Source organism: Qipengyuania sp. S6317L1 (genome assembly GCF_023015615.1).
Lineage (GTDB): Bacteria > Pseudomonadota > Alphaproteobacteria > Sphingomonadales > Sphingomonadaceae > Erythrobacter.
On record NZ_JALKAJ010000002.1, the window covers coordinates 360456 to 381787 of the forward strand.

Consider the following 21332-nt stretch of genomic DNA (forward strand, 5'->3'; position numbering starts at 1 on the left):
ATCGCTCTCGAAATTGTCAAGTTCCTGCCTTCCTAGGGACAAGAATTTGGGAAGGAGACACGCGCCGTGAATGACGCAGTGAACGCAACGGGCAAACCAACACCGCGCAGAAAGCCGAAGCCGGAAAAAACCCATATCGCAGGCCGCGCATTGAAACCGTCGACCATGATGATGGGGCATGGATTTGACCCGGAGTTGTCCGAAGGCTCGCTCAAGGCACCGATTTTCCTGACCTCGACATTTGCCTTCCCCAGCGCCGCCGACGGCAAACGCCATTTTGAAGGCATCACCGGTAAGCGCGAAGGCGGTGCCGAGGGCCTCGTCTATTCGCGCTTCAACGGACCGAACCAGGAAATCCTCGAAGACCGGCTTGCGATCTGGGACGGGGCGCAGGACGCACTCACTTTTTCAAGCGGCATGACCGCGATCTGCATCCTGATGATGGCCTACGTCTCCCAAGGCGATGTGATCGTGCATTCGGGACCATTATACGCGGCATCGGAAGGGTTCGTTGCCAAAGTCCTCTCCAAATTCGGCGTAACCTATATCGACTTTCCGGCAGGGGCCAGCCGCGAGGAATTGGATGACGTGCTCAAACGCGCCAAGAAACAGGCGGGCGAAAACGGGGGTAAGGTCGCGATGATCTACCTTGAGAGCCCGGGCAATCCGACCAATGCCCTCGTCGATATCGAGGCGGTGAGGGAAGCGCGCGATGCCAATCTCAAATGGGATTGCCCCATCGCGATCGACAACACCTTCCTTGGCCCCCTGTGGCAGCGCCCGCTCGATCACGGCGCGGATATCGTCGCCTACTCGCTCACCAAATATGTCGGCGGCCACTCCGATCTGGTTGCTGGCTCTATCGCCGGCGCGAAAAAGTGGATGGACCCGGTGCGCGCTCTCAGAAACACCATGGGCGGGATTGTTGATCCCAACACCGCGTGGATGCTCCTTCGCAGCCTGGAGACGGTCGAACTGCGCATGACAAGAGCAGGCGAAAATGCGGCCAAGGTCTGCGCTTTCCTGAAAGACCACCCCAAGGTGACCGGCCTCGGCTATCTCGGCATGATCAAGGACGAACGCCAGCAGGATATCTATGATCGCCACTGTCTTGGCGCGGGCTCGACCTTCAGCGTATTTCTTGATGGCGGCGAGGAGGAATGCTTCCGCTTCCTCGACAATCTCCAGATTGCCAAACTTGCGGTGAGTCTCGGCGGGACCGAGACGCTGGCGAGCCACCCGGCCTCGATGACGCACCTCTCCGTTCCCGAAGATCGCCGCGCCGCGCTTGGCATCACCGACAGCCTCGTGCGGATCAGCATCGGGATCGAAGACCCGGACGATCTGATTGCAGACTTCGAACAGGCGCTGGACCACGTCTAGTTTCCAGCCTAGCCTCTCTTCCGGACCAATTTGGGAGAGAGGAAGTCTGGATGGATGACAGTCGCAAAAAGGTCTGCCTCGTCCTTGGCGCGGGTGCCGGGATCGGCGGCAACACGGCGAAACGCTTTGCCAAAGGCGGCTATCACGTGGTTCTCGCAAGGCGTTCTGACGAAGACGGGCTCAACCGGCTTGTGTCCGAAATCGAGGCCGAGGGCGGCAGCGCAAATGGCGTGTTGATCGACGCGGTGCAGGACGGCACGATCGAGGAACTGGTCGAAGCGACCGAGCGCGATATTGGCCCCATCGAAGTCTGCCTCTTCAACCTCGGCGCACAGATCGGCAATCGCAATTTCTTCGACACACCGCACAAGGCGTTCGAGCTCGGCTGGCGCATGACCTCATTCGCGCTCTTCCGTCTGGGGCAGGCGATGCTCCCAGCCATGGTCGAGCGCGGGCGCGGCGCGCTTCTCGTGACCTCGGCAACATCCGCCATGCGCGGCAATGCCGGCCAACACAGCCATGCTGCCGCCATCGGTGGCAGACGCTTGTTGTGCCAGACACTCAACGCCGAATTCGCACCTCAAGGCATCCACATTGCGCATGTGGTGGTCGATGGCCCTGTCGATGCGCCCGATACGCTCGGGCGGCTTCTTGGCGACAAATTTGACGCCTACAAGGCGTCGAAGGGCGACGACGGCATAGTTGATCCCGCCGCGCTTGCAGAGACCTATTGGCATCTTGCCCACCAACCGCGCAGCTGTTGGAGCTTCGAGGTGGACGTTCGCCCGTGGACCGATGCGCCGTGGTGGAACGACAATCCACCGCAAGCGATCAACACCTCTTCATCGAGCCCGGGCTTCGGCAAGAAATAGCACGCATTCAAAGGCGCCAGACCGCCCTTGCGACACGAATACCTTCGTTAGAAAAGTAAGCTTCTCCAATTCAAACAAGCAATCCGTTAACCCTCGATTGACCAAGATTCACTAGGGCGGAGCAATCCACCTGCTACCGTGCGATTCAATGTGCAGCCATGCCATTCGCAAGAGGGGCACAATTGTTATGGGAATGCCGCGATGCGCTTTGACCTTCTTGCCGCTTCGATCAGCCCGGGGATCTATGCCCCGCTCGCTTTGATGGTTGGCGGTGCACTGCTTGCGCTCGTGGGCCTCGCATTTCTTTTGCTGCGTCGCCGCGCGAAGGCCGAACCGGCTGACGCGTCTCACTCTGATGCAGTGTCGTCCGCCCCGGATCAAGGCAGTGATCACAGTGTTGAGATCGACGCGGCATCCGCGCCAGCTTTCGAACCTACCTCCGGCCCTGCTCCCTCGCCATCCCCCTCACCGCTTGGCCGGCGACGCTCGCTCGTCGGTGTGGCGGAGCGCGAGGAAGGAACGCCCTCGGGTGAAATCGCGCATGATACGGGCGATGTGCAGGACGAACACGATGTCGGCGGCGACGAGGCCGAAAACGCGATTGAGGACGCTGAATTTGAAGAGATCGGCCCGGATGCCGAAGCGGACGAATTCGAAGAGATTGGCGAGCCCGCTGACGATACATCAGACGATGCCCCGACCGATATGGAGCCCGACGGATTTGCGCTCACAGATGTTGAACCACAGGCCGAGCCTGAATGGAGCGCGGATGCCGCAGAACCGGACACAGCCACCTCTCCCGAGATCGAGGCGGCGCGCGAGACACCCATCGTCTTTCGCCAGTTCCTTCCGCAATCGCCGGGCGAGGATGGCCTGTCCTTCTATGGCGGTCAGCCGATAGGCCCCGCCGATTTTCAATGGCCGCGCGAAGGCGGGGCCCAGGGCGGCGCACCATTGCAATTCCTCATGCAATGGGATTGCGCGCAGCTCGCCGAGCAAGACCCGACGGGCCTCTTGCCTCAGACCGGTGTCTTGTATTGCTTTGTGAGTTGCGATCGGGACGCTGAAGACGGCTATCTGTCAAGTCATGCATTCGTGCACCATCGCGGCCCGGTGAATACGTGGGGGCCGGTCGATATTCCGGAAGACGCAGGACCTGCACTCGGCAAAACCGCAGCTTTAAAGCTTAGCGGATGCACCGATGCCGTTGCCAACGCCGATGACTACGTCCCGCGCATCATGCCGCGGTTTCCTTTTGCGCCCATCGCCTTCCAGTACCCCGCCCAAACGCGCAAAGAGGCACAGGTGTGGTCGAGCAGCGCAGCATCAAAAGCTCTTCTTGAGGTTCAAATTAGCGGTCCTGCGACCACCGCTCCGTCTCAGGAACTTGAGCATTCGCAAGACGAGACCGGTCGCCCCTTCGCCGTATTCCCCCACGATTTTGGCGCAATCAGGGTGATCGCCAGCCGCATGATCGAAGCGCTCAGAGATCCCGATCCCGTGTTGGCAGAGGAGCTTTTCGGCGACCTTACTCCCGAACAGCGCGAGGCCCAGTTCAATGGGTGGTGCGAAGAGGCGAAGGAACTCTATCTGCTCGGCACACAGCGGCCCGAAGGGCATAGGTTAGAGCCCAATATCTCGGACGATATCTGGAACTGGTTTACAGAGCGCGGCGGCATCCTTGGGTCCGACCTGTCCGATCTCGTGGTTGAGACAGTCGACCTTAGCCTGTCTGTCAGCAGCGATGCGCTCGCCATTGTTCCGGCTGAATGGATCGACGAAGCGATGGTCGACCATGCGCTTGCGCGCGACGAAATTGGCGAAGGGGATGCAAACATCCATGCCCCCGTCCCTGCCCGTATGTTCGGCCCGCCAAGCCCCCATGCCGGCATGAATACCGAACTGATCGACAGCCACATGCTTCTGCTCGAATTGCCCAGCGGTTCGGGACCACAGCACGATTTTGGTGGCAAGACTCTGCAATACTGGATCGCGCCCGATGATCTGGCGGCGGGGAATTTTGACGGTGTGAAATCTGTGGTGATGGAAGGGTAGAACTCTACCCCTTCCATTCGCGCCGCTCTTCCGCAACGCGCAGCACGTCATAGGCGACTTGCAGCTTCTGGAACTCCTGCGCCGCTTCGTCATCTCCGGGCTTCACATCGGGATGCACCAGCTTTGCCTTTGCGCGGTATGCCTTCTTGATGGCAGCAAAATCCGCGTCTGCCTCCAGCTCAAGAAGGTCGAGCGCTCGCAGTTCATCCGCACTCCTCGACCCGTCGCCCGACCCCGTCCAGCCATAGTGCGAGGCCTCGGCATAACCTTCGGATTGCTGGCGCTCTTCCTTGGCGCGTGCAGCTTTTTCGGCCTTGTCGAGGCCTTCGAAATAATCCCATTTGGAATTGTATTCTGCGGCGTGCTTTTGGCAGAAATACCATTTGTCGGGGCTGTTGGGCGCTTTGGGCGCAGGGCAATCGCCCGGCTCATCGCAGCCATGACGGTCGCAAATGCGCACGTTGACCGCTTCACGCGATTCCTCATAGCCGCGCCAGCGTGGGAAACCCCAATCGTTGGATCGCCGCGGCTTAGGCATAGCTACCGGTGGTAACGAAAATCATGTTGTTCATCGAACAGGTCACGCAGGTCATCTAGAGCCTGTGGCTGCGAATTGAAAGATGTGGGAACAAGTTGCGATGTGAAATGTTGCATTGCAACAGTCCGTTTAAATATCAGGCGCTATGGCGCTGCCCTCAAATACTCAAGGTTCCCACTCCGGCGATGAGCCAACAATTGCAAATCTCCAGTCTCGCCAGCGCATTCGCCCTTGTGTGCCTGTGCCTTTTCGCGCGTGTCGGCGTTGCAGATAGCGCGCCGCATGGCACTAGCGAAGGACCGGTTGTGCAAATGCTCAGCGCCGTCGTCAAAGGCTGAACGGCCATAAAAAACGCGCCCTCCCCGGGTAAGGAGAAGGCGCGCTTTTAATTGAGTTCAAGAAAATCAGTTGATGATAATGCTCGCCGCGCGGCGGTTTTGCGCCCATGCGGCCGCGTCCGAGCCAAGCGCCACAGGGCGCTCCTTGCCATAGCTCACCGTGCGGATGCGAGCGGGATCAACGCCCAGGCTCACCAGATAATTCTTGGCGGCATTGGCGCGACGCTCGCCAAGGGCGACGTTGTATTCACGCGTGCCGCGTTCATCGCAGTGCCCTTCGATGGTGAAGGTCAGTTGCGAGAATTGCGCAAAATATTGCGCCTGTGCCTGAAGCGCGGCGGCATCGGTGCTGTCGATGTTAAAGCGGTCGGTATCGAAATAGATCACCGACGAACTGCCCACGGCGCGCTCAAAATGGCTTTGCGAGCCGAGCACGGGACCGGTTGGAGCCGTTGACGTTGGCGCAGGCGTCGGAGCCGGCGTCGCCGCAGGGGGAGGAGGAAGCTCCTCGGGCGCTTTTTTAGAGCAGGCCCCCAAAGCCAGAGCAGAGGTCATCAGAACGATTGAAGCGGACTTGCGAACTGAGAAAGTCATTAATTTACTCTCCGATTAAAAGCCGGGCGAACAGCCATGCGGCGAAGCGGGTAATAATTGCCCCGATTCTCGGCTGGGAATGGGCGCAGGCAGATTAACATATTTTGACTAAGGGCGAATGGGTCCCCACGCAGGGTCGGATGCATCGACCGGTGTGGGCAGGCGGCGTTCATTGCGGCCCGTGAGGTCAACCTGCCACAGCGAGGAGCGACCAGAGCCGCGCTCGGTGCGGAAAAACTGGATAATCCGGCCATTGGGGGCCCATGTGGGCGCCTCGTCCTGCCAGCCATTGGTCAACACTTTCATATTGCCGCCTGATGGCGTCATCACCGCAACGTTGAAGTCGCCAGCGATGCGGGTGAAGGCAATCTGGTCGCCGCGCGGGCTCCATTCTGGCGTGGCACAGCGGCCGCCAGAAAAGCTGATCCGGCGCTGGTTGGTACCATCGGCATCCATGACATAGCATTGCTGCGTGCCGGAACGGTCGCTTTCAAACACGATTTTGGAGCCATCGGGCGAGAAGGAACCGCCAATGTCAATGCCTGGCGTATCGGTCAGCCTGCGCGATTGGCCGCCGTTGACCGACACCTGATAAATGTCGGTATTGCCGGCCACTGCCATGGAATAAAGGATCGTCTTGCCATCGGGCGACCAGCGCGGCGCCAGCGTCGGATTGCGGTTCTCCGTCACCAGCGTTTGTTTGCCGCTTCCGATGTCATAGACATAGATGCGCGGGTTCCCGTCAACATAGGACAGATACATGATCTTCGAATAGTCGGGCGAATAACGCGGGGTCAGCGCGGTCGCGCTGCCCAGCGTCAGGAAGCGATGGTTTGCGCCGTCGGAATCCATCACGGCCAAACGCTTCACGCGGTTATCCTTGGGTCCGGTTTCCGCGATATAGGCGATGCGGCTGTCGAAGAAGGGGTCTTCGCCCGTCAGCCGCGCATAGATAAGGTCCGAGCATTTGTGCGCCGCGCGCCGCCAGTCGGCAGGCCGCACCACCCAACCTTCTCGGATAAGTTCGTCCTTCAGGATAACATCATAAAGATAGCAGCCCACCACCAGCTTATCGTCGGCGCGCGCGCGGACATAGCCGTGCACGAGCATCTCTGCGCCCCGCCCGGTCCAGCTGGTCCACTCAGGCGCAGTGATTTGCGCAAAGCCCGGCGCTGGCAGGCGGTCAGGGCCGGTGGGTTCAAACAGACCGTTGTTGCGAAGGTTTGCGGTGATCACCCGCGCAATCTCGCGGCCCAGCGCGCCCGTTCCATCGGCATTGGCCGGGGTCGCGGTGTCGCGGTCGGTCGCAAAGGCAGGGATCGCAATTCCCAAGTCTTCCCAGTCGCTTTCATCGGTGGTCGAGCCGGTGAGACCACCGCCATCGTCCTGCGACGCTTCTTCAAACGCGGTTTCGACCTCGCCGCCATCGGACAAAGGCTCTCCAAGATCCTGGTTCTGGGCAGCAAGTGGCGCAGCGCCAAGCGCCAGAGCCAAGCTAAACACAAGCGAAAATTTCATGCTCAAAGCCTTCTATCAAACCTCCACTCGGAGATATTCTTCCAAGCGTTGTAATACTCGTCGGGCAAATCGAAAGGGGCTGCGCGTTGAACCGCGCGAATAGCCCGTTCAGCGTGCAAGGGCGCTTGGGGGCGATTGCTATCGGTGATGCCCGATTGGCTCACAACCCGCGGGGACCCGTTTAACGAACCATCCTCGTTGAGCCGGAACGCCAGCACCGTCACCAATTGTTCTGCATCAAGTCCCGGTGGCGCATCCCAATGGGGGCGCAACTGTCGATTGATCGCCTGCTGCAAGGATGCGCGCGCGCTTCGGCCGATCTGGTTTGCGGGGATGCGGGTTTCATCGGTGGTCGAGGAACTGCCCGAACCGCCAAGGAAATTGTCGCCAATGCGGCTGCCACCGGGGCGCTCGCGCGGGGGTGTGGGGGCACGGGTCGGCTCGGGAGTGGGCTGCGTGCGCGGGGGAGTGCGCGTTGCCGGACGAGGTTCGGTGCGTGCCGTGTTTCGTGTTTCCGGCCTTGGAGTGGGCGGCGGCGTTGCTTCAACCGGTGTTTCTCGTGGCAACTCTTCAATCGGCGGCGCGGGCTCGTCGGACAGGGTCGGAGCGATGGCTGCACGAGCTTCGGCAACAGGTTCTGGCGCTGTCGATTCAAGGCTGACTTCGGTCGCAAGGCTTACCGTCATGCGTTCCGGGATCGGTTTGGACGTCGCGGTGAAGAAAAATTGCACGGCAAGCGCGACGACCAGCAAGGCATGAAGTACGATAGCGACCAGAAGGCCGATGCCATCTTCCTTTTGAAAGGCTCCGCTATGGGACCGCGTCATTTCCATCACCATCAGGACCTATGGCGCGCTCGATGAACCGTCAGTGACCAGCGAGATCGAGGTAAAGCCTGCACGGCCAAGCTCGCCCATAACCGCCATCACGCGGCCATAATCGAGGCCCCGGTCCCCGCGCAGAACCACGGTGGGAAGTTCTCCGCCCGCATTACGGTCAATCGCCGCCAAGGCATCCGGCAATCCGCCCACGGGCACCACATTGTCTTCGATGAACACACGGCCCTCGCCGTTGATGCTGATCGTGATCTGTGTGGGAGTTTCCTCGACCGGATTGGCTCGGCTTTCGGGAAGCTCGATTGGCACGCCCACCGCCGGCAGCGTGACCGTCACCATAAAGATGATGAGGAGCACCAGCATCACGTCCACGAGTGGTGTGACGTTGATCTCTGCCATGGCTGCGCGGCGGGTGCGCTTGCCCTTGCGGCGGCTGGATGAGGCGAGACCCATAGCCATTACAGTTTTCCGCTTGCCCATCCGGGCAAACGGTCCTCGCTAGACGGGCAGGCAAGCTGCCCCCGCTGTGGGCGCACGGTCGTGCCTGCGGCTGCTTTGCCGCCGTTCGTTGGCGTTCCCATCATGCCTTATCCAGTTCGCGGCTCAGCCCTGCGTGAACCTTGTCGGCAAAGCGTTGGAGCTTCGCTTCATACTGGTTCACCGAATTCGAAAAGCGGTTGTAGAAAATCACAGCGGGAATGGCTGCGAACAGTCCGATGGCGGTCGCGAACAACGCCTCTGCAATGCCGGGAGCAACAACCGCAAGCGAGGCGGACTGTGCCTCGCCGATCTGGAAGAAGCTGTTCATGATCCCCCACACGGTTCCGAACAGGCCAACAAACGGTGCGACAGAACCGGTGGTTGCAAGAAAAGTGAGCTTGCTAGACAATTCGTCGGCCTCTTCTGCAACCTGGCTTTCCATCGCTGCGCCGATGCGTTCGCGCGCGGCATTCCGGTCAGGCGCGCCGTTCCTGGTCGAGCGCTTCCATTCATCGAGGCCCGCGCCGGCCACACGGGCAGACGGGATGTTCGTGCGCTTGGATTTCGACAAGGCCCCTTCGCGGTCATTGGTTGACCAGAAATCGCCTTCATATTCGCGCGAGCTGCTGTTTAATTTAGCCAGCCTGAGAACAAAGGAGACGATAATCGCCCAGCTCCAGATGCTGGCAAGGATAAGGCCTATGATTACGGCCTGCACAACGATGTCGGCGTCAAGAAACAGCTCTAACGGATCGAGCCGTGTCGGGCCCGCCAAATTTCCGGCAGCCTCAGCTGCAACAGCGCTTAACTGGGTCAAATCCACGCTATCAATTATCCTTCTGGTCCATAAAAGTCTTGAAAGCCGCGCGCCATTCGGCGGGCTGGCGTTTGGGGCGACCGTCCAACGAGATAAAGCCGACCCGCAAGGACGCCTCGCAGAGCACTTCATCATCGCGCTTGGCGATCTGATGCATCCGGCACGAGGCCGCGCCAAGTTCGGTACACATCGTCTCGATCACCACATCATCATCCAGCCGGGCCGGGCGCAGATATTTAAGGTTCACCTCGGACAAGGCATATGCGCCCTCCCTGCTCTCAATCGCGGCGCGTTGATCAATATCAAGCAGCAGCAAAAGGTCCGAGCGCGCCCGCTCAAACCAGCGCAGATAATTGGCGTGATAGGTTATTCCGGAAAGATCGGTGTCTTCGTAATAGACCCGAACGGCGTAAAAATGCCGCGAGCCGTCAAGGACGCCGCCCTGAAAATTCAGAGTGCTCGGATTGGGTGTTACCATAGGGTGCGTGGATTAGCCTTTGTGCTGAACGCATTCCAGCACCAACTGCGCGCGCCTACATGAATGTCGACAGAATGAATCGCCTCTGCGACGGATCGAGTTCCAGTTTTCAGGCGATCATTCGGCCTAACGGCTGTCCGCCGAAGATATGGACATGCAAATGCGGCACTTCCTGTCCGCCATGCGCGCCGATATTGGCCATCAGGCGGTATCCCGGTTCCACCAACCCCTTGGCACGCGCAACTGCGCCGACCGCACGAACAAACCCGCCGATTTCAGCATCCGACGCCTTGGCGCTGAAATCATCCCAGCTGACATATTCGCCCTTGGGGATCACCAGCGTGTGCACTTCGGCCTGAGGGTTGATGTCCTCAAAAGCGAAGGCCCAATCGTCCTCGTAAACTTTGCTCGACGGGATTTCCCCGCGCAGGATCTTCGCAAAGATATTGTCGGTGTCGTAGGGAAGCGTTGGGTCGATCGGCATCTTACTCGCTCCTGCTGGCTTTTTCATCGAGCCCTGAGAGCCCTTCGCGCTTGTCGAGTTCGGCAAGCACGTCGTCAAAGCTCACCCCTTGCGCCTGCAAAAGGACCAGCAGGTGAAAGATAAGATCGGCGCTTTCGCTGACCAATTCATCGCTCACCCCGGTCATGGCCGCGATCACCACTTCGGTCGCTTCTTCACCGACCTTTTGCGCGATTTTCGCGGTGCCCTTGCCCTGAAGCTTGGCGACGTAGGATTCCTCGGGCGAGGCGGTCATGCGCTCGGCAATTGTGGCTTCGAGGCGGCTAAGAGTATCGGTGCGTGTGTGCATCAAGGTGTCCCTTCGCATTAAATCCCGCGCGCCGGAAGCCCTGCGTCGCGCAGCGCCTTGTGCGCCTCGGCAATGGAATGCTTGCCGAAGTGGAAGATCGAGGCGGCCAGAACCGCGCTTGCGTGGCCATCGCGCACCCCTTCGACGAGGTGGTCGAGCGTGCCAACGCCTCCGCTGGCGATCACGGGGATTGAAACCGAATCTGCAATGGTGCGGGTGAGTTCGAGGTCGTAGCCTGCCTGTGTCCCGTCGCCGTCCATGCTGGTCACGAGCAATTCGCCAGCACCAAGATCGGCGACCTTTTTGGCGTATTCAACCGCGTCGATCCCGGTGGGTTTGCGCCCGCCGTGGGTGAAGATTTCCCAGCGCCTCCCACTTTGCGGCTCTTCGCCCATCACCGGAACCTCTGGCGCAACCCGGCGCGCATCGACACTGACGACAACGCATTGGCTGCCGAATTTGGCAGCGATTTCGCTCACCAATTCAGGCCGGGCGACCGCAGCGGAATTGATCGCGACCTTGTCAGCGCCTGCCAGCAGAAGCGCGCGCGCATCCTCAACGCTGCGCACCCCGCCGCCGACGGTCAAAGGCATAAAGCACACCTCGGCGGTGCGCTTGACGATATCGAGCAACGTCCCGCGCCCTTCGTGGCTGGCGGAGATATCGAGGAAACAAAGCTCGTCCGCCCCCGCCGCATCATAGGCGCGCGCTTGTTCGACAGGGTCGCCAGCGTCTTTCAGATCGACGAAGTTCACGCCTTTCACCACGCGCCCGTCGGCTACGTCGAGGCAGGGGATGACGCGGATACGGACGGTCACTCCCGCGCCCCCATCTGAATGGCTGCGGCGAGGTCCAGCTTGCCTTCATACAGCGCACGGCCTGTAATCACGCCTTCAATCCCGAGATGCGATTGGATCGAAAGGATGTGGATGTCGGAAATGCCTTTGACCCCGCCGCTGGCGATGACAGGAATGTCGACGCGCTGGGCAAGCTCCACTGTGGCGTCGATGTTGACGCCCTTGAGCAGACCATCGCGGCCAATGTCGGTGAACAGCAGCGAGGCAACGCCTGCATCCTCAAACCGGCGCGCCAAGTCCACCACGGGCACATCGGAAACTTCTGCCCAGCCTTCGGTTGCGACCATGCCGTCTTTCGCGTCGACCGCAACGACAATACCGCCTTCCCACTCGCGGGCCATTTCTTTCACGAATTCGGGGTCCTTGAGAGCCGCTGAACCCATCACAACGCGGGCAACGCCAAGGTTGAACCAGCCCTCAACCGCCTTTGCATCGCGGATACCGCCGCCCAGTTGAACGTAGCCGGGGAAGCGCTCGATGATGGCTTTGACCGCTTCGACATTGCGCCCCTCGCCCGCAAAACTGCCGTCGAGGTCGACCACGTGCAGATGCTCCGCGCCGGCCTCGGCAAAGATCATCGCTTGAGCCGCCGGATCATCGCCATAGATGGTCGCGCGGTCCATATCGCCCTCGGCAAGGCGCACGACTTCGCCGCCTTTCAGGTCGATCGCTGGAAAGATAATCATGGCTTCCACTCCAAAAAGCGGGCGAGCGTTGCAAGGCCATAGGCCTGGCTCTTCTCGGGGTGATATTGAACGCCGCAGATATTGCCGCGTGAGACCGCCGCGACAAGCCCTTCTCCGTGATCGGTCAAGGCCGCGACGTGATAGGGATCGTCGGCGATAAAGTGGTAGGAGTGGAGGAAATATGCCTCGCCCGCCTCGACCACTGCGTGATCCTTTTCATGGGGCATGAGCGCCACGTCGTTCCAGCCCATATGCGGCACCTTGATGCTTGGATCGTGCGGCGTGATCAGCTTTACCTCGCCCGGAATCCAGCCAAGGCCTTCGTGGACCCCGTGCTCAAGGCCACGGTCGGCGAGGAGTTGCATCCCTACACAAATGCCAAGGAAAGGCGCGCCGCCGTTCCGGACGCGTTCTTCGAGAGCCTCGACCATACCCGGCACCGCGCGCAGGCCATCGGCGCACGCCTTGAACGCGCCCACACCGGGCAAAACGATGCGATCAGCCTTGCGCACTTCGTCAGCGTCAGCGGTGACAGTCACATCCGCGCCGACCGCCTTTAAAGCATTGTGCACCGAGTGGAGATTGCCCGCGCCGTAGTCGATCAACGCAACCCGATTAGACATGTTTGTTTTCCGCACGCCCATCCGGAAGCGCGTCCTCGCTAGACGGGCGGGCGGTCGCCCTTGCGGTTGCGATGCAACCGTCTGGCGTTTTCCTAACCACCAAGCTGCCCCTTTGTGCTCGGGATCGCGCTGCCCTTCCTCGCATCGCGTTCGACCGCAATGCGCATGGCGCGGGCAAAGCCTTTATAGAGGCTTTCGCAAATATGGTGGTTGTTGGTGCCGTAAAGCAGCTCCAAGTGCAGCGTCAGCCCGGCTGATTGTGCAACACTTTCAAACCAGTGCTGGATCAGTTCGGTGTCCCATTCGCCCAGCTTTTCCTGAGAGAACCTGGCATTCCAGACGCAATAAGGCCGCCCGGAAATGTCCAGGGCCACACGGCTCAGTGTTTCATCCATGGGCGAATACGCGCTGCCGTAACGGCCAATCCCCGCTTTGTCGCCCAGCGCCTCAGTGAGCGCCTGCCCCAAGGCAATCGCGCTGTCTTCGGTCGTGTGGTGTTGATCGACGTGCAGATCGCCCTCGACCTTCATCGTCACATCAATAAGCGAGTGCTTCGAAAATTGCTCAACCATATGATCGAGAAAGCCAATCCCGGTGGACACATCGTAAGTGCCCGTTCCATCGAGATTGACCTCGATCAGGATTGAGGTTTCAGCGGTTTTCCGCTCGATCCGGCCCGTACGAGACCCGGTGCCCGGCGATGATGGTGATGCATTGCTCATGGGATGCAAGCCTATAGACGCCGCCGCCTCTCATGCAAGCACCCGCGCAAGCGCAAATTGGCCCGCCTGCCCCCTTTGCGCTCACAATTCTCGCACGAAACGCTTGACCAAGGCGGCGCGTCTCGCCACCACTATTCAACGTGATGACCGAAGACACCCCCGATAGCCTCATTCCCTACGACGAAATCGTGCAAGAAGCGCTGCGCGCCGTGGTTGGCCGTGTGCTTGGCGAGATTGAGCGCGGGGGAAGCGAACTGCCGGGCAATCACCACTTCTACATCACGTTCAAGACCGGCGCTGCCGACGTCTCGATCCCCGATCACCTGCACGAGCGGTTCCCGGACGAGATGACGATCGTCTTGCAAAACAAGTTTTCCGACCTCGAAGTGCGTGAAGACGGTTTCAGCGTGCGCCTGTCCTTCAACCAGATCCCGGCAACGCTCAGCATCCCGTTCGCCGCAATCACCGCTTTTGTTGACCCTGCGGTGGACTTCGGCCTCCAATTCCAGGCTTCTGTTCCTGAACTCGAACCCGAAGAGCACGATGCGGCGCAAAATGACGCTGACAGGGACAGTGATGCTGATCGCGCCGCAACCGAGGCTGAAGATGGCTCGAATGTTGTGACCGTGGATTTTGGCCGCAAGAAATAGCCCGCATGGAACCTTTCCGCCCCATTGCGGATATATAAACCATGACGGAAAAGCGAACCAAACCAGTAAAGCGCGCGCTCAAGCCGCTGGCGACATCCGCGGCCAATATTGCCTTGGTCGAAATCGTGCTTCGCGCGATCAGCTATCGTTTGCGCGACAAGGTCGACCGCGAGATGGTCGAAGCCGCCAATGAAAAGCGGGATAGCGGCGAGGAGAAGCTGAGCGACGGGCATTCGCTCCTCACGTCAATCGGACTCTACAGCGCAGGCAAGCTCGCATCGAAATCGCCCGCTGGCCTTGGCCTTGTGGCAGGAGGGCTGGCCCTCAAAACGCTTTACGACCGCGGCAAAGCGAAACGCGAAGCTCGCGCAAAAGCACTGCTCGAAGACGGGCGCGAACTACACTAGCACTTGATTTCGAGGCCGCTTCATGTGCAACGACCACGCATGAGCGCAGATACAAGCAACACTCAATCCACCGATAAGCTCGCCCGGCGGGGCCTTTTGTTCATCCTTTCCTCACCCTCGGGCGCGGGAAAGACGACCTTGTCGCGCAAATTGCTTGCCCAGGACGAGGACATTCAATTGTCCGTCTCCGCCACCACCCGCCCTCCCCGCCCCGGAGAGGTTGATGGCAAGGATTATTACTTCGTATCCGACGCCGAATTTGATCGCATGATCGAAGAAGACGACTTTTACGAATGGGCGCCGGTGTTCGACAACCGATATGGCACGCCCAAGGGCGCGATCCGCAAAGGTTTGAAAGAGGGGCAGGATTACCTCTTCGACATCGATTGGCAGGGCACGCAGCAATTGAAGCAGAAGGACGATCAGGACGTCGTCACGGTCTTTGTCCTCCCGCCCAGCCTCAAAGAGCTGCGTCGCCGCCTTGAAAACCGCGCGCAGGATTCAGCCGAGGTCATCGATGGCCGGATGGAGCGCGCCCGCGACGAAATCAGCCACTGGGCCGAATATGACTACGTTGTAGTCAACGACGATATGCAAAGCTGCTTTGATCAGGTTTGCGAGATCCTGCATGCCGAACGGATGCGCAGGAAACGGCAGACGGGGCTTATTCCGTTCGTGCGCGAATTGATGGGTTACGATTGAGGCAGCGGGCGCTCTCGTCCTCAACCCGCAAGCTTCGCGCAAGGCGGCGGGCGCGTAAATAGCTGTCAGGTTAGGCCCGCAACAAAAAAGCCCGGAAATCCGGGCTTTTTCATTGGTTTGATCTCGTATCTGACCGATAGTCGTGTCAGGTTTTAGTCACCTGACGGATCGACAAAATTGCCAGCACCCACATTGGCGTTCACCACGCCGCCGTCGATCGCGATGGTGGTGCCGACGACGTAATCGCCTGCACGGCTGAGCAGGTAGATCGCGCCGCCTGCCATATCCATCGTGTCGCCAACGCGCTTTGACGGGATGCCGCGTTCGACCATGTCTTGATTGTCGCGCGCTGCCTTGTTCATGTCGCTTGGGAAAGCGCCCGGACCGATGCCGTTGACGATGATATTGTCGTTCACGAGTTCAGCCGCCATCCGGCGCGTCAGGTGGATAAGGCCAGCCTTCGACGCTTGATAAGGGTAGGTCGGCCACGGATTGGTTTTCATCCCGTCAATCGAGGCGATCATCAGGACCTTCGCAGGGCGCTCTGGCGTTCCGGCGGCTTTCAGAAGACCGTGCAGTTTCTGCGTCAGGAAGAACGGCGTCTTGACGTTCAGATCCATTGTGCGGTGCCAGCCCGCTTCGCTGAATTCGGTGAAGGGTTCGCCCCAGGCAGCGCCTGCATTGTTGACGAGGATGTCGAGCTTGTCTTCGCGCGATGCGATTTCATCTGCGAGCGCCTGAATACCGTCCATCTGGCTAAGATCTGCAACCAGACCGATGACCTTGTCGCCAAGCTCGGCGGTGGTTGCATCGACCTGTTCTTTCTTGCGCGCGCAGATGTACACGCGCTCTGCGCCGGCTGCGAGGAGCCCTTCGACGATCATTTTGCCGATGCCGCGTGAACCGCCCGTGACAAGAGCAACGCGCCCTTCGAGGCTGAATAGTGAATTGATATCCATGTGAAATTCTCTCTTTTAATAACCGCTAAGCTGCGCCACGCGGTTGGCGTGGAAATAGGCATCGCCGAGGAACTCGGCGAGAGCGCGGTCGCGTTTCATGTAAAGGCCGATGTCATATTCGTCGGTCATGCCAATCCCGCCATGCATCTGGACGCCTTCCTTGACCGCGAGACCGCAGGCCTTGGCGACTTTGGACTTGGCGACCGAGGTCATCAGGTCAGCAGACGGTGCACCTTCGTCGAGCAATTGCTGCGCCTTGATCGTTGCAGCGCGGGCGATTTCAACCTCGGAATAGAGGTGCGCAGCGCGATGTTGAAGCGCCTGGAACTCTCCGATCAGTTTGCCGAACTGCTTGCGCTGTTTGAGGTAATCGACGGTCATGTCCATCGCGCCAGAGGCAACGCCTACCCCTTCGGCAGCTGCGCCTACACGGCCAGCGGCAAGCATGGCGTTCAATACTTCGCGCCCGCCATCGACTTCGCCAATGACCGCATCGCCATCAAGCTCGACCCCGTCGAATTTGATGTGGCTCGCCATCGAACTGTCGACGAGGCGAACCGGGTCCTGGGTCATGCCGCCAGCGTCCTTTGGAACGGCGAAGAGGGTAATGCCATCCTCATCCTCGTCCGACCCGCTGGTGCGCGCGGCCACCACGATCATGTCCGAGCTTGCGCCCTGGATTACGAAGCTTTTGGACCCGGAAAGCTTGAAGCCATTGCCTGACCTTTCGGCACGCGTGCTGATGCGGCTTGGGCGGTGTTTCGCGGTTTCGTCAATCGCGACCGCGAAAACGCTTTCGCCTTCGATAAGGCCGGGCAGATACCGTCCCTTGAGGTCGGACGACGCATGGCCAAGAGCCGTAGCCGCCAGAACGCTGGAAGTAAGGAACGGCGATGGCGTCAGATTGCGACCGATTTCTTCAAGCACGATGCCCGCTTCGACATGGCCCATGCCAAGCCCGCCATCGTCTTCGGAAACAAGCATTCCGGTAAAGCCCATCTCGGCCATCTGCTTCCACAGCGCGTGGCCGAAACCGTCTTTGCAATTGCGGTCGCGCCAATGGCGCAACTGTTTGGAAATGTTACCTTCTTCGGCCATGAAACCGGAGGCGCTGTCGGCGAGCATCGCCTGATCTTCGTCGTGAAACAAAGGCATAATCTATTCTCCCAAACCCCGCTCCTCTGGCTTGAATGCCACGAGGAACAGGGTGTCCAATTCGTATTCGCTTGTGAGTATCAGCCGCGCCTATTATCCACCGGGCAGCTCAAGGATGCGCTTGGAAATGACGTTGAGCATCACTTCCGAAGTGCCCCCTTCAATCGAGTTGGCCTTGGTGCGAAGCCAGTCGCGTGGAGCCTTGCCGCCGCGGGTTTCCTCGCTTTCCCACTCGAGGCTGCGCGAACCGCCTGCACTCATCATAAGTTCATGGCGGCGCTTGTTAATTTCGGTGCCGACATATTTCATCATATTGGGCTGTGCCGGATGACCTTTGCCCGCTTTCATCTCGTCCATGAACTTTTCAGCCATGGCGGTAAAGGCAAGCGCATCCACATCGAACAGCGCCATTTCGCTGCGCAGAATGGGGTCGATTTCATCCCCGTTCTTGGCCGCGTGGCGCGTCATGGCCGTGCCGATGGCGGTCAGGCGATCACCGCCACCCATGCCCGAAATCATCTCGCGTTCGTGGCCGAGCAGGTATTTCGCCACATCCCAGCCACGGTTAATCTCGCCAACATAACCCGGGCAATCCTCGCCATAGCTCTTGGGCACTTCGACATTGTCCATGAAGGTTTCACAAAACGGGCTGTTTCCGCTGATCAGGAGAATCGGTTTTGTCGAAACACCCTCGCCCGCCATGTCGAACAGCATGAAGGTGATGCCCTTGTATTTGTCTTCCTTATTGGTGCGCACCAGGCAGAAGATCCAATCGGCCTTGTCGGCATAGGACGTCCAGATTTTCTGGCCGTTCACGACCCAATGATCGCCCTTGTCCTCGCCATAAGTCTGCATCGAGACAAGATCGGAGCCGCTGCCGGGCTCGGAATATCCCTGACACCAGCGGATTTCACCGCGAGCGATTTCGTTGAGGAACCGCTGTTTCTGACCCTCGGTACCGAATTTCAGAAGCGCCGGGCCAAGCATCCAGATGCCAAACGAGCTGAGTGGGGGACGCGCGCCGATTGCCGCCATTTCCTGACGCAGGATTTTTGCCTCAGCCGCAGAAAGACCAGCGCCGCCGTATTCCTTGGGCCATGACGGAACAGTATAACCCTTGTCGCGGGCGGCTTCGAACCATGCTTTTTGCGCATCGTTCTTGAACGTGGCGTTGCGGCCACCCCAATACACATCGTCGTCCTCGCGAACGGGTTGGCGCATTTCTTCGGGGCAGTTCGCCTCGAGCCATTCACGGGTCTCTGCGCGAAACTTTTCAAGATCGGACACTTGCCGACTCCTCTCTCTTTGAATCTCAAGTTGACGCTTACGTTATCGTCATTTGTGCGCTGGCTGCAAGCACCCTTGAACCCGAAATTTTAAAGATACAGTATGCCGTAGCGTCAGTGTCAGCGGCGTTGACGACCCGCCGCTTGCCGTTAGGTTGCAAATCGAGATTGAGAGAGGAAACGGGATCATGCGATTCTCAGGGAGAACCGTAATTGTCACCGGCGCTGCGTCGGGGATCGGTGCTGAGACAGCGAGGCTTTTCGCCCGCGAAGGGGCAACCGTCTTTGCCAGCGACATCGACGATGATGGCGGCGCGCGGCTGGCGGCTGAAACACAAGGCGATGTCCGGTTTGTTCATTGCGATGTGACCGATACGGCCTCGATCAAGGCATTGATGGACCATGCCGCTGCTGAAACAGGCGGGATTGATGTCGTCTTCAACAATGCGGCGGCTGGCGGGGCGCTGGCGCCGATTGACGAGATCGAGCCCAGTGAATGGGACGGGACGATGGACCTCGTCCTTCGTTCTGTTGCCTTTGGTATCCGCTATGCCGTCCCGCATATGAAGGGGCGCCGGGGCGCATCGATTGTCAATGTTTCAAGCGTTGCAGCCGTTGGCCCGGGGTATTCCCCCACCGCCTATGCCGTTGCCAAGGCGGGCGTCCTGCACCTTACCAAATGCGCAGCCGCCGACCTTGCCCGGCACGATATCCGCGTGAACGCGATCCAGCCGGGCTTCATCAACACAAATATCTTCACCTCTTCAATCGAAGTGCCTGAAGAGATGAAGGAAATGGCCAAGGCCGTCATTGCCCAGCAATCCGCCAACGCACAGCCGGTCAAGCGCGGCGGACAGCCTGCCGATATTGCGGAGGCCGTGGCCTATCTTGCCAGCGATGCAGCGGGCTTTGTGACTGGCACATCGCTGGTCGTGGATGGCGGCATCACAATCGGACCGCGCCATTCGTGGGACCCGGAAGAAGAAACGCTGTTTGCAGGGCTTCAGAAGATGCAAGAGGAAGCCGAGGCGGCGGCGGCGGGTTCACCCGCTGGAAGCGCCGCAAGCTGATGGGCCTCATCCAAGGCAAGATCCCCATGCGCATAAAGCTGATCCACGGCTTTGGCGCGGTGGCCTTTGGCGTGAAGGACGGCGGCTTTCTCTTCTTCCTGCTGTTCTATTACAGCCAGGTGCTGGGAATGGATGCGGGGCTTGTGGGCCTTATCCTCCTTGCCGCATTGTTGATCGACGCGGTTGTCGATCCGATCATCGGGTACCTTTCGGACCGCACTTACACCCGCTGGGGCAGGCGATTGCCGTGGCTCTATGCGGCGCCCATACCATTGGCGTTTATGTGGCTCTTTTTGTGGTCACCGCCCGGCGGCGTTGCCCCATCTCCCCTTGGACTTCTGGGCATTATGGTTGCCGTTCGCCTGTTTCTTTCCGCTTGCGAAGTCCCCTCGGTCAGTCTCGTGCCAGAGCTCACATCCGATTATCAGGAGCGCACGACCCTTTTCCGCTATCGGTATTTGTCCGGCTGGATGGGGGGCATCGTGATGATGGTTCTTGCCTATACCGTGTTCATGCCGGGCGAGAACGGATTGCTCGATCAGAAGGGCTATCCTGCCTATGGCCTGTTCGGCGCAATCCTTATGGCGATCGCCGTCCTCGGCTCTGCCATTGGCCAGCACCATATTGTTGCAAATCTGCCAGAAACAAAACCCGCACCGTTCAGCCTTCGCGATGCCTTCTCCGAGATATTCGAGGCCTTTTCAGAAAAAGCCTTTCTCATCTTCGCCGCCGGCGGTCTTGCCGCTTACGTAAGTCAGGGAATGACATTTTCGATCTCGAACTTTCTCAATATCTATATCTGGCAACTTGACCGGGTAAGCTTTGATTGGGCGCCCGCCTGGCTGAACGGATTGACCGCTTATCCCTTTATTCTTGGCGTGTCGGTTGTGGGCATGTTCATGCTCGTGGGTCCGATGCATAACCGGCTCGGCAAACCGAAAAGCGCGGCCGTGAGCGCGATTATCGCTATCGCATTCGGCCTTCTGCCCTATTTTCTTTTCCTCGGCGGGCTCTGGCCAGCGATCCCGTCGCTTGGCTCGACCGTGCTGTTTTTCGCCTTCACCATCATTGCCAATATGTTCGGCGTGGTGCTGATGATCTCCGCCACCTCAATGCTCGCAGAGATAGTCGAGGCCTTTGAAGAGCGAACCGGACGGCGCGCGGAAGGGTCGTTTTATTCGGGCAATTGGCTGGTGCAGAAATGCGCCACCGGCTTTGGCGCTGCGATCACGGGTCAGATTATCGGCTATTCGCAACTCGAACAGGGTGCGGACCCTGCCACGGTCGAATTCAGCGTGCTATCGACGATCATAATAGCCTTTGCGGTTGCAACGATTGTGCTCGGGCTGATTGCCGCATTCTGGCTTGGCCGCTTCCCCATCACCCGCGAACAGCACGAGGCACGGATTGCGGCAAGAGAAGCGCAGATCGGGGTTCAAAAGGCGTAACCTTCAAAAAGCGCGGCCTGAAACAAATTCCACCTTGGCGCGAGCG

25 protein-coding genes are annotated in these 21332 nt (G+C 59.4%); 8 read left to right on the forward strand and 17 right to left on the reverse strand.

Annotation, left to right across the window (positions count from 1 at the left end):
• The first annotated feature begins 66 nt into the window (after positions 1-66).
• The 3 genes from MWU38_RS03010 to MWU38_RS03020 all read left to right on the forward strand — a co-directional run bounded on the left by MWU38_RS03010 (position 67) and on the right by MWU38_RS03020 (position 4310).
• Positions 67-1383, forward strand: a complete 1317-nt coding sequence (locus MWU38_RS03010) for a cystathionine gamma-synthase family protein (protein ID WP_247270349.1) — start codon at positions 67-69, stop codon at positions 1381-1383.
• 50 nt (positions 1384-1433) lie between these two features.
• The gene (locus MWU38_RS03015; RefSeq protein ID WP_247270350.1) at positions 1434-2255 is read left to right on the forward strand and encodes an SDR family NAD(P)-dependent oxidoreductase; all 822 of its coding nucleotides are present in this window, start codon (positions 1434-1436) and stop codon (positions 2253-2255) included.
• A 201-nt stretch (positions 2256-2456) separates the two neighbouring features.
• Positions 2457-4310 (forward strand): DUF1963 domain-containing protein, encoded by a 1854-nt coding sequence (locus MWU38_RS03020; protein WP_247270351.1) that lies wholly within the window; start codon positions 2457-2459, stop codon positions 4308-4310.
• A gap of 4 nt (positions 4311-4314) precedes the next feature.
• Here the strand turns inward: MWU38_RS03020 and MWU38_RS03025 are convergent, their stop codons facing one another.
• From MWU38_RS03025 to hisB, 14 genes are all read right to left on the reverse strand, one after another.
• Entirely contained in the window at positions 4315-4848 is a 534-nt protein-coding gene (locus MWU38_RS03025) for a J domain-containing protein (protein ID WP_247270352.1), read from the reverse strand.
• Positions 4849-5252: 404 nt separating this feature from the next.
• The gene (pal, locus tag MWU38_RS03030) at positions 5253-5780 is read right to left on the reverse strand and encodes a peptidoglycan-associated lipoprotein Pal (protein WP_247270353.1); all 528 of its coding nucleotides are present in this window, start codon (positions 5778-5780) and stop codon (positions 5253-5255) included.
• Between the two features lie 108 nt (positions 5781-5888).
• Positions 5889-7298, reverse strand: a complete 1410-nt coding sequence (gene tolB, locus MWU38_RS03035; protein WP_247270354.1) for a Tol-Pal system beta propeller repeat protein TolB — start codon at positions 7296-7298, stop codon at positions 5889-5891.
• Positions 7299-7300: 2 nt separating this feature from the next.
• On the reverse strand, positions 7301-8125 hold the full coding sequence (locus MWU38_RS03040; protein WP_247270355.1) for a TonB C-terminal domain-containing protein: 825 nt from the start codon (positions 8123-8125) through the stop codon (positions 7301-7303).
• Positions 8126-8143: 18 nt separating this feature from the next.
• Positions 8144-8593 carry a biopolymer transporter ExbD gene (locus MWU38_RS03045; protein WP_247270356.1) on the reverse strand — a complete coding sequence of 150 codons (450 nt, stop codon included), beginning with the start codon at positions 8591-8593 and terminating at the stop codon, positions 8144-8146.
• A complete protein-coding gene (locus tag MWU38_RS14905) occupies positions 8593-8718 on the reverse strand; it encodes a hypothetical protein (RefSeq protein ID WP_281494509.1) in 126 nt (41 codons plus the stop codon). The genes MWU38_RS03045 and MWU38_RS14905 overlap by 1 nt, the downstream gene beginning before the upstream one ends.
• Positions 8715-9431, reverse strand: a complete 717-nt coding sequence (gene tolQ / locus MWU38_RS03050) for a protein TolQ (protein WP_247271230.1) — start codon at positions 9429-9431, stop codon at positions 8715-8717. Before tolQ ends, MWU38_RS14905 begins: the two co-directional genes overlap by 4 nt.
• 10 nt (positions 9432-9441) lie before the next feature.
• Entirely contained in the window at positions 9442-9909 is a 468-nt protein-coding gene (locus MWU38_RS03055; protein WP_247270357.1) for a YbgC/FadM family acyl-CoA thioesterase, read from the reverse strand.
• Positions 9910-10018: 109 nt separating this feature from the next.
• Positions 10019-10393: a histidine triad nucleotide-binding protein gene (locus MWU38_RS03060; RefSeq protein WP_247270358.1), complete on the reverse strand. Its 375-nt coding sequence runs from the start codon at positions 10391-10393 to the stop codon at positions 10019-10021.
• A 1-nt stretch (position 10394) separates the two neighbouring features.
• Positions 10395-10721 (reverse strand): phosphoribosyl-ATP diphosphatase, encoded by a 327-nt coding sequence (locus MWU38_RS03065; RefSeq protein ID WP_247270359.1) that lies wholly within the window; start codon positions 10719-10721, stop codon positions 10395-10397.
• Between the two features lie 17 nt (positions 10722-10738).
• Entirely contained in the window at positions 10739-11539 is an 801-nt protein-coding gene (hisF, locus tag MWU38_RS03070) for an imidazole glycerol phosphate synthase subunit HisF (RefSeq protein WP_247270360.1), read from the reverse strand.
• Positions 11536-12264 (reverse strand): 1-(5-phosphoribosyl)-5-[(5-phosphoribosylamino)methylideneamino]imidazole-4-carboxamide isomerase, encoded by a 729-nt coding sequence (gene hisA / locus MWU38_RS03075; protein WP_247270361.1) that lies wholly within the window; start codon positions 12262-12264, stop codon positions 11536-11538. The genes hisF and hisA overlap by 4 nt, the downstream gene beginning before the upstream one ends.
• Complete coding sequence (hisH, locus tag MWU38_RS03080; RefSeq protein WP_247270362.1) at positions 12261-12887, reverse strand: imidazole glycerol phosphate synthase subunit HisH; 627 nt, start codon at positions 12885-12887, stop codon at positions 12261-12263. The genes hisA and hisH overlap by 4 nt, the downstream gene beginning before the upstream one ends.
• Before the next feature lie 92 nt (positions 12888-12979).
• The gene (gene hisB / locus MWU38_RS03085) at positions 12980-13609 is read right to left on the reverse strand and encodes an imidazoleglycerol-phosphate dehydratase HisB (RefSeq protein ID WP_247270363.1); all 630 of its coding nucleotides are present in this window, start codon (positions 13607-13609) and stop codon (positions 12980-12982) included.
• A 143-nt stretch (positions 13610-13752) separates the two neighbouring features.
• Here hisB and MWU38_RS03090 point away from each other — a divergent pair, with 143 nt between their 5' ends.
• Genes MWU38_RS03090 through gmk form a run of 3 tightly spaced genes read left to right on the forward strand, consistent with a single transcriptional unit; the run spans position 13753 to position 15368 of the window.
• Positions 13753-14259 carry a ClpXP protease specificity-enhancing factor SspB gene (locus MWU38_RS03090; RefSeq protein WP_247270364.1) on the forward strand — a complete coding sequence of 169 codons (507 nt, stop codon included), beginning with the start codon at positions 13753-13755 and terminating at the stop codon, positions 14257-14259.
• Positions 14260-14300: 41 nt separating this feature from the next.
• On the forward strand, positions 14301-14666 hold the full coding sequence (locus MWU38_RS03095) for a hypothetical protein (RefSeq protein WP_247270365.1): 366 nt from the start codon (positions 14301-14303) through the stop codon (positions 14664-14666).
• Between the two features lie 39 nt (positions 14667-14705).
• Entirely contained in the window at positions 14706-15368 is a 663-nt protein-coding gene (gmk, locus tag MWU38_RS03100) for a guanylate kinase (protein WP_247270366.1), read from the forward strand.
• A gap of 152 nt (positions 15369-15520) precedes the next feature.
• Here gmk and MWU38_RS03105 read toward each other — a convergent pair whose 3' ends face one another.
• From MWU38_RS03105 to MWU38_RS03115, 3 genes are all read right to left on the reverse strand, one after another.
• Positions 15521-16327, reverse strand: a complete 807-nt coding sequence (locus tag MWU38_RS03105; RefSeq protein WP_247270367.1) for an SDR family NAD(P)-dependent oxidoreductase — start codon at positions 16325-16327, stop codon at positions 15521-15523.
• 15 nt (positions 16328-16342) lie between these two features.
• Positions 16343-17482 (reverse strand): acyl-CoA dehydrogenase, encoded by a 1140-nt coding sequence (locus tag MWU38_RS03110; RefSeq protein WP_247270368.1) that lies wholly within the window; start codon positions 17480-17482, stop codon positions 16343-16345.
• 93 nt (positions 17483-17575) lie between these two features.
• On the reverse strand, positions 17576-18769 hold the full coding sequence (locus MWU38_RS03115) for an acyl-CoA dehydrogenase family protein (RefSeq protein ID WP_247270369.1): 1194 nt from the start codon (positions 18767-18769) through the stop codon (positions 17576-17578).
• A 187-nt stretch (positions 18770-18956) separates the two neighbouring features.
• Between MWU38_RS03115 and MWU38_RS03120 the strand changes: the two genes are divergently transcribed.
• Positions 18957-19838 carry an SDR family NAD(P)-dependent oxidoreductase gene (locus MWU38_RS03120; RefSeq protein ID WP_247270370.1) on the forward strand — a complete coding sequence of 294 codons (882 nt, stop codon included), beginning with the start codon at positions 18957-18959 and terminating at the stop codon, positions 19836-19838.
• Positions 19838-21286, forward strand: a complete 1449-nt coding sequence (locus tag MWU38_RS03125) for an MFS transporter (RefSeq protein WP_247270371.1) — start codon at positions 19838-19840, stop codon at positions 21284-21286. The genes MWU38_RS03120 and MWU38_RS03125 overlap by 1 nt, the downstream gene beginning before the upstream one ends.
• Positions 21287-21332: the final 46 nt, after the last annotated feature.

Excerpts from the sequence above, each read along its gene's own strand:
- tolB (WP_247270354.1), bottom strand. The coding sequence starts at position 7,298 with ATGAAATTTTCGCTTGTGTTTAGCTTGGCTCTGGCGCTTGGCGCTGCG.
- MWU38_RS03020 (WP_247270351.1), top strand. The coding sequence starts at position 2,457 with ATGCGCTTTGACCTTCTTGCCGCTTCGATCAGCCCGGGGATCTATGCC.
- MWU38_RS03125 (WP_247270371.1), top strand. The coding sequence starts at position 19,838 with ATGGGCCTCATCCAAGGCAAGATCCCCATGCGCATAAAGCTGATCCAC.
- MWU38_RS03060 (WP_247270358.1), bottom strand. The coding sequence starts at position 10,393 with ATGCCGATCGACCCAACGCTTCCCTACGACACCGACAATATCTTTGCG.
- gmk (WP_247270366.1), top strand. The coding sequence starts at position 14,706 with ATGAGCGCAGATACAAGCAACACTCAATCCACCGATAAGCTCGCCCGG.
- MWU38_RS03065 (WP_247270359.1), bottom strand. The coding sequence starts at position 10,721 with ATGCACACACGCACCGATACTCTTAGCCGCCTCGAAGCCACAATTGCC.
- hisB (WP_247270363.1), bottom strand. The coding sequence starts at position 13,609 with ATGAGCAATGCATCACCATCATCGCCGGGCACCGGGTCTCGTACGGGC.
- MWU38_RS03040 (WP_247270355.1), bottom strand. The coding sequence starts at position 8,125 with ATGACGCGGTCCCATAGCGGAGCCTTTCAAAAGGAAGATGGCATCGGC.
- MWU38_RS03110 (WP_247270368.1), bottom strand. The coding sequence starts at position 17,482 with ATGCCTTTGTTTCACGACGAAGATCAGGCGATGCTCGCCGACAGCGCC.
- hisA (WP_247270361.1), bottom strand. The coding sequence starts at position 12,264 with ATGATTATCTTTCCAGCGATCGACCTGAAAGGCGGCGAAGTCGTGCGC.
- MWU38_RS03120 (WP_247270370.1), top strand. The coding sequence starts at position 18,957 with ATGCGATTCTCAGGGAGAACCGTAATTGTCACCGGCGCTGCGTCGGGG.
- MWU38_RS03095 (WP_247270365.1), top strand. The coding sequence starts at position 14,301 with ATGACGGAAAAGCGAACCAAACCAGTAAAGCGCGCGCTCAAGCCGCTG.
- MWU38_RS03090 (WP_247270364.1), top strand. The coding sequence starts at position 13,753 with ATGACCGAAGACACCCCCGATAGCCTCATTCCCTACGACGAAATCGTG.
- MWU38_RS03015 (WP_247270350.1), top strand. The coding sequence starts at position 1,434 with ATGGATGACAGTCGCAAAAAGGTCTGCCTCGTCCTTGGCGCGGGTGCC.
- hisH (WP_247270362.1), bottom strand. The coding sequence starts at position 12,887 with ATGTCTAATCGGGTTGCGTTGATCGACTACGGCGCGGGCAATCTCCAC.
- MWU38_RS03045 (WP_247270356.1), bottom strand. The coding sequence starts at position 8,593 with ATGGCTATGGGTCTCGCCTCATCCAGCCGCCGCAAGGGCAAGCGCACC.
- MWU38_RS03105 (WP_247270367.1), bottom strand. The coding sequence starts at position 16,327 with ATGGATATCAATTCACTATTCAGCCTCGAAGGGCGCGTTGCTCTTGTC.
- pal (WP_247270353.1), bottom strand. The coding sequence starts at position 5,780 with ATGACTTTCTCAGTTCGCAAGTCCGCTTCAATCGTTCTGATGACCTCT.
- MWU38_RS14905 (WP_281494509.1), bottom strand. The coding sequence starts at position 8,718 with ATGATGGGAACGCCAACGAACGGCGGCAAAGCAGCCGCAGGCACGACC.
- MWU38_RS03025 (WP_247270352.1), bottom strand. The coding sequence starts at position 4,848 with ATGCCTAAGCCGCGGCGATCCAACGATTGGGGTTTCCCACGCTGGCGC.
- MWU38_RS03055 (WP_247270357.1), bottom strand. The coding sequence starts at position 9,909 with ATGGTAACACCCAATCCGAGCACTCTGAATTTTCAGGGCGGCGTCCTT.